Annotated in this window: 7 protein-coding genes; 3 read left to right on the top strand and 4 right to left on the bottom strand. The window is 71.8% G+C overall.

Annotation, left to right across the window (positions count from 1 at the left end; all coding sequences use genetic code 11):
• Positions 1-644, bottom strand: a 644-nt coding sequence (locus tag ABZ899_RS31685) for a maltotransferase domain-containing protein (RefSeq protein ID WP_361352861.1), incomplete at its 3' end; no start/stop codon positions are given.
• A gap of 70 nt (positions 645-714) precedes the next feature.
• Positions 715-1,017 carry a DUF5133 domain-containing protein gene (locus ABZ899_RS31680; RefSeq protein ID WP_361352858.1) on the bottom strand — a complete coding sequence of 101 codons (303 nt, stop codon included), beginning with the start codon at positions 1,015-1,017 and terminating at the stop codon, positions 715-717.
• A gap of 308 nt (positions 1,018-1,325) precedes the next feature.
• Here ABZ899_RS31680 and ABZ899_RS31675 point away from each other — a divergent pair, with 308 nt between their 5' ends.
• Both ABZ899_RS31675 and glgX read left to right on the top strand, forming a co-directional pair.
• Positions 1,326-1,838 (top strand): pep a2, encoded by a 513-nt coding sequence (locus ABZ899_RS31675; protein WP_361352855.1) that lies wholly within the window; start codon positions 1,326-1,328, stop codon positions 1,836-1,838.
• Positions 1,835-4,027, top strand: a complete 2,193-nt coding sequence (gene glgX / locus ABZ899_RS31670; protein ID WP_361352852.1) for a glycogen debranching protein GlgX — start codon at positions 1,835-1,837, stop codon at positions 4,025-4,027. Before ABZ899_RS31675 ends, glgX begins: the two co-directional genes overlap by 4 nt.
• A 25-nt stretch (positions 4,028-4,052) precedes the next feature.
• On the opposite strand, the gene ABZ899_RS31665 is transcribed toward glgX, so the two are convergent.
• A complete protein-coding gene (locus ABZ899_RS31665; protein ID WP_361352849.1) occupies positions 4,053-4,853 on the bottom strand; it encodes a VOC family protein in 801 nt (266 codons plus the stop codon).
• A gap of 167 nt (positions 4,854-5,020) precedes the next feature.
• Between ABZ899_RS31665 and ABZ899_RS31660 the strand changes: the two genes are divergently transcribed.
• Entirely contained in the window at positions 5,021-5,353 is a 333-nt protein-coding gene (locus ABZ899_RS31660; RefSeq protein WP_361352846.1) for an ANTAR domain-containing protein, read from the top strand.
• Position 5,354: 1 nt separating this feature from the next.
• Here the strand turns inward: ABZ899_RS31660 and ABZ899_RS31655 are convergent, their stop codons facing one another.
• On the bottom strand, positions 5,355-6,161 hold the full coding sequence (locus tag ABZ899_RS31655) for an RNA polymerase sigma factor SigF (protein WP_361352843.1): 807 nt from the start codon (positions 6,159-6,161) through the stop codon (positions 5,355-5,357).
• Positions 6,162-6,219 lie beyond the last annotated feature (58 nt).

The following is a 6,219-nucleotide window of genomic DNA, read 5'->3' as shown; positions in this document are numbered from 1 at the left end:
AAGAACTCGTACCACGCCCCGTACAGGGCGCGTTCGCGCTCCACCAGCAACGGCAGCGGCTCCGACGCCGTCACCAGATCACGCAACGGATACCGCCCCAGCACCGCGTCCACGTTGGCCGCGAAGGCCGCCGACAGACGGGACACCGGCGGCAGCGAGTCGTCCCGCAGGGCCTCGGCGGCGGCGAGCAGCGCCGACCGCTCCGACGCGTCGGGCACCCCGGCGGCGGCGCGCTCGTACAGCTCGCCGCCCTCCTCCAGCACCAGCCCGACGTCGATGCCGGCCGGGACCTTGATACGGGCGGTGTGCCGCCAGGTGGCCACCGGGTCGCTCCAGGCCTCGACGTGGAACGTCCAGGTCCCCACCGCCGACGGGGTCACCTTGGCGCTCCAGCGGTCACTGCCCGGCGCGAGTTCGTGCATCGGCGTCCACGGACCCGGGCGGCCCTTCGGATCGGTCAGCACGACGTTGGCGGCGACCGCGTCATGGCCCTCCCGGAACACGGTGGCGGTGACCTCGAAGGTCTCCCCGACGATCGCCTTCGCCGGATGCCGGCCGCGCTCCACGGCCGGCCGGACGTCCCGTACCGGGATACGGCCTACGGCCCCGGCGCCGGCGCCGGTCCTGTTCTTGGTCCTGCCCATGGTTCACCTCCACCGTGCTCGAGGCCGGACACGTGGCCCGGCCGGGGATCCGAACTCTGCCGGAAGGCGGCTACCTTCCCGCGTGGAAACGCCGAGGCGTCCTCGGCCGGCTCTGCCCGGCCGCGACGCCCACCGTCCGCGCCCGTTGCTCCTGCTCCAGCGGGTGGGCCGACGGGGTGTCGCGCAGGTATTGCTCGGCCGCGTCCGCGGCTTCGCGGGCGCAACGCTTTCCCATCAGGACGCAAAGGGTGTAACCGGTGTCCTCGAAGGTGGCACGCACCGTTCGGTCGGCCGGGGCCGCCAGCATGGCGCGTTCCCAGGCCCGGTACCGCCGCAGCAGGCGGGCGACTTCGGTCTTGGCCGGTAGCAGCATGGCCCCGCTCACCTTCCACTTCCGGGCTCGATGGCGCGTCTCCCGACCGTCGGGCGGCACCCGTGCATGCGGGCACACACGGGTTCCGTCGCGGGCATCGAGGTCTTCACACATGGTGCATGGTCGGCGACGCAGCGTCCTGTTGGATCTTCAACTACTTCCTCACCCGTTCGCTCGTGTTGCACGAATGGCGTACAGCACTCACTCTGAAGTGACTCAGAGGCGATCAGTGCTCACGCTCCGCAATCGGGGCCCCGTCCCGCAGGGACGAGGAGAGCGGGAGCTTTCGCGGTGAGGAGGTAACGACGGTGAAGACCGCAGTGCCCTGCTACTACCACCTCGATGTGGAAGTCAGCCCTGAACGGGTCGGTCAGGTCAGCCGAATTCTGGCCGCTCACCTCAGGTACTGGGACCTGGAGACGCTCGTCGAACCCGTCCGCCACGGCACCGAGATGCTGCTGCGGGCCATCGACGAGCACGCGAAGGACAAGAACACCTCGATCGAGATGTGGTGGAACGGACAGCACCTCATCACCGCCATCGGTGACAACGACCGGGCCCTGCGCCCGGACCACGAACTGCGCGCCTGCCTGCGCCACCTCGCCGCGATGAGCGACGGCTGGGGCTGCTGCGCCACCGAGACCGGCAGCAAGGTCATCTGGTTCTCGCAGCGGGCCCGCGCCGGCGAACGCGCCCCCCTGGTGCCGACCGCTCCCGCGCCCAGCCTGCGCGAGGCGCTGCGCGTGCCCCGGGCGACGCCCGTCGCGGCCCTGGCGGACGCGGCGGGGGTCCGGGACGGCGTCCTGGAGGAGGCCCGGTGACGGCACGCAGGCGCCGCAAGGACCTGAGCACAGGGGTGTCCGCCTGGAGCGGGCACCCCTACCCGCTGGGCGCCTCCCACGACGGGCAGGGCACCAACTTCGCCCTGTTCAGCGAGGTCGCCGAACGCGTCGAGCTGGTCCTGGCCGACGACGAGGACCGGCACACCGTCGTTCCGCTGACCGAGGTCGACGGGTTCGTCTGGCACGGCTACGTGCCCGGCGTCGGCCCCGGGCAGCGCTACGGCTACCGGGTGCACGGCCCCTGGGACCCCGGCCTCGGCCACCGCTGCAACGCGTCGAAGCTGCTGCTCGACCCGTACAGCCGGGCCGTCGACGGGCAGGTGGACAACCACGCCTCCCTCTTCGAGCGCACCGCGGGCGGCCCCTCCCCGGCGGACAGCGCCGGGCACACCATGCTCGGCGTGGTGACCGACCCGCACTTCGACTGGGGAGAGGACCGGCCCCCCAGGCGGCCGTACGCCGACACCGTGATCTACGAGGCGCACGTCCGAGGACTCACCCGCACCCACCCCGACGTCCCGCCCGAACTGCGCGGCACCTACGCCGGACTCGCGCACCCCGCGGTCGTCGAGCACCTCACATCCCTCGGGGTCACCGCCGTCGAGCTGATGCCCGTCCACCAGTACGTCCAGGACGGCGTGCTCCTCGACCGCGGACTGTCCAACTACTGGGGCTACAACACCATCGGCTTCTTCGCCCCGCACAACGCCTACGCCGCCCGCGGCACCCGCGGCGAACAGGTCACCGAGTTCAAGGCGATGGTGAAGGCCCTGCACGAGGCCGGCCTCGAGGTCATCCTCGACGTGGTCTACAACCACACCGCCGAGGGCAACGAACGCGGCCCCACGCTGTCGTTCCGCGGCATCGACAACGCCTCCTACTACCGCCTGGTCGACGGCGACTGGGCCCACTACTACGACACCACCGGCACCGGCAACAGCCTGCTGATGCGCCACCCCTACGTGCTGCAGCTCATCATGGACTCGCTGCGCTACTGGGTCACCGAGATGCACGTCGACGGCTTCCGCTTCGATCTCGCGGCCACCCTGGCCCGGCAGTTCCACGAGGTGGACCGGCTCTCGGCGTTCTTCGACCTGATCCAGCAGGACCCCGTGATCAGCAGGGTCAAGCTCATCGCCGAGCCGTGGGACGTCGGCGAGGGCGGCTACCAGGTCGGCAACTTCCCGCCGCTGTGGTCGGAGTGGAACGGCAAGTACCGCGACGCCGTACGGGACTTCTGGCGCGGCGAGCCCGGCACGCTCGGCGAGTTCGCCTCCCGGCTGACCGGCAGCCCCGACCTGTACGCGCACAGCCGGCGCCGCCCGCGCGCCAGCGTCAACTTCGTGACCGCGCACGACGGGTTCACCCTGCGTGACCTCGTCTCCTACAACGACAAGCGCAACGAGGCCAACGGCGAGGACAACCGGGACGGCGAGAGCCACAACCGGTCCTGGAACTGCGGTGCCGAGGGCGAGACCGACGACCCGGCCGTGCTCCGGCTGCGAGCCCGCCAGCAGCGCAACTTCCTCGCCACGCTGCTGCTGTCCCAGGGCATCCCCATGCTCTGCCACGGCGACGAACTCGGCCGCACCCAGCGGGGCAACAACAACGCCTACTGCCAGGACAACGAGATCTCCTGGATCGACTGGCGTCTCACCGACGAGCAGCGCGCGCTCGCCGACTTCACCCGATACGTCATCGGGCTGCGCGCTGCTCACCCCGTCCTGCGCCGGCGCCGCTTCTTCAAGGGGGAGACGGCCACCCGCCCCGACCAGCCGCTGCCCGACCTGGTGTGGTTCTCACCGGACGGCCGCGAGATGGACGACGACGACTGGCAGAGCCCCGACGCCCGCGCCGTGGCGGCCTTCCTCAACGGCGACGCGATCGCCGAACCCGACTGGTGCGGCCGGCCCGTCGTCGACGACTCGTTCCTCCTGCTGCTCAACAGCTACTGGGAACCGGTCGAGTTCCAGCTGCCGCCCACCGGCTACGGCGAACGCTGGACAACGCTGATCGACACCGCCGAGCCGCAGGACCCGCCGGACGAGACGGAACACAAGGCCGGTACGGCCCTCCTGGTCGAGCGCCGCAGCCTGGTGCTGCTCTCCCGGCCGTCCCGCGTCGCCGCCGCGACCGAGCACCGCGCACCGGACCGGGACGGGCGGTAGCCGTGACGCCTCGCGCCGACGGCCGCTACCGGCCGCGGCGCGAGGTCACGGTGAACTGGGCGCCGTCGGGGTCGCGCAGCACCGCCTCCTCGGGGCCCAGCGACAGCACACTGCCGCCGTTCAGCTCCGCGGCCCGCGCGCACCGCGGGGCGTCGGCCACCGCGAAGTGCACCTGCCAGTGCGGCCGGATCGTCGGGTCGGGCGCCGCCTCCAGGGCTCCCGACTCGATCCGGGCGACCACGTCACCGCGGCTGCGCAGTACGACCTCGCCGCCCTCGTAGTGGACCTCGCAGCATCCCGTCCGCTGGTTGGCCCACTCGAGCACCTCGCCGTAGAACATGGCGGCGTCGAAGGCGTCGCGGGTGTGCAGCCGGATGAAAGTCGGCGCGGCGCGGCGCCAGGTCTCCCAGTTGGAGATGAGCTCGCCCTCCCACACACCGAAGGTGGCGCCGTCACGGTCGGCGAGCAGGGCGGCGCGCCCCGGCGGCAGGGAGAGCGGCCCGACAGCCGCGGTGCCGCCGCGCTCCGCCACCCGCGCCACGGCCTCGTCCGCGCTGCGCACCGCGAAGTACGGCGTCCAGGCGACGGCCATCTGCCACATCGAGGCGACCGCGGCGATGCCGGCCACCGGCACGTCGTCCGCCAGCGCCACCCGGAAGCGGTCCCCGAGCGTGGCCTGCCGCCAGCGCCAGCCGAGCACCGCCGAGTAGAAGTCCTGCGCCACCTCCAGACCCCGGCTGGTCAGGCTCACCCAGCAAGGCGCGCCGAACACGGAGTGGGTGGACACGACCTCGGCCGTGCTCCGGGGGGTTCTCGCATCGTTCATGTGTCGCGTCCTGGATCTCGCACGGCCGACGGCCACCGGTCTTCGTCACAGTGTCCAACCGGAACCGCTCCGCAGCCTGTCGAGTACCCCCGGCGTGGCGCCGAAACGATGAGCCCGACCGCCCGACTTCACTGGCGCCGGCCCGGCGGGACGGAGAGGATGGAGCCGTGACGCCTCACCCGAGCGAGCCGCCCGACGACCACGCCCGCATCACCGAGCTGGAGGAGGAGGTCGACCAGCTCCGGCACGCCGTCGGCGCGCACGCCGTCGTCGACCAGGCCATCGGCATGGTCGTCGCGCTGGGCCGGGTCGCCCCCGAGCAGGGGTGGGCGGTCCTGAAGGAGGTCTCGCAGCACACCAACATCAAGCTGCGCGAGGTCGCGGAACTGATCATCCTGTGGGGCAGGGAGGGCGAGATGCCCGCCGAGATCCGCGTCGAGCTGCAGGAGGCCCTGGAACGGCACGGCCCGACGCAGATCCCGGAGTCGGGTCAGGACTGACCTACTGAGCCGCGGACGTCCGCGCCTCGGCCAGCAGCTCCTCGCGCAGCTGCGCGAAGCAGCCGCTGAGCAGCCGCGAGACGTGCATCTGCGAGATGCCCAGCTGCTGCGCTATCCGGCTCTGGGTCATACCGCCGAAGAAGCGCAGGTACAGGATGGTCCGCTCGCGCTCAGGCAGGCGCCGCAGGCACGGCTCGACGGACACGCGGTCCACGACCACCTCGTAGCCCGGGTCGGGGCCGCCGAGGGCGTCGCCCAGCGCGTACCCGTCCGTGCCGGGCATCTCCGCCTCCAGCGACAGCGCGGAGAAGCACTCCAGGGCCTCCATCCCGGCGCGCACCTCCTGCTCGGTCAGGTGGGCGTGGGCGGCGATCTCGGCGAGAGTGGGCTCGCGGCCCGGGGTGGTCTGCGCGAGTTCCTTGGTGGCGTTGCGGACCCGGTTGCGCAGGTCCTGGACCCGGCGGGGCACATGCAGGGTCCACATGTGGTCGCGGAAGTGCCGCTTGATCTCACCGGTGATGGTGGGCACGGCGTACGCCTCGAAGGCGTGCCCGCGGGCGGGGTCGTAGTGCTCGACGGCCTTGACCAGGCCCAGGGCGGCCACCTGGTACAGGTCCTCGAGCGACTCGCCGCGGCCCTTGAACCGGACCGCGATCCGCTCGGCCATGGGCAGCCACGACCGGATCAGCTCGTCCTTGAGCGCCTTGCGCTCCGGCCCGTCGGACAGGGTCACCAGGCGCTGGAAGGCGCGGGCGGTGTCCGGGGCGTCGTCGTGGGGATGCTGCTTCGTTCTGGTGGGGGCACTCATCCGAGCGCACCTCCCTCAGCAGGTGCTGACGGGACAGACACCGTGGGAAGCGCGAACT

Origin of the sequence: Streptomyces sp. NPDC046859 (assembly GCF_040645135.1) — a bacterium.
Taxonomy (GTDB): domain Bacteria; phylum Actinomycetota; class Actinomycetes; order Streptomycetales; family Streptomycetaceae; genus Streptomyces.
The sequence above is the reverse complement of the archived record's forward strand: the minus strand, read 5'-3'. Positions and strand labels throughout refer to the sequence as shown.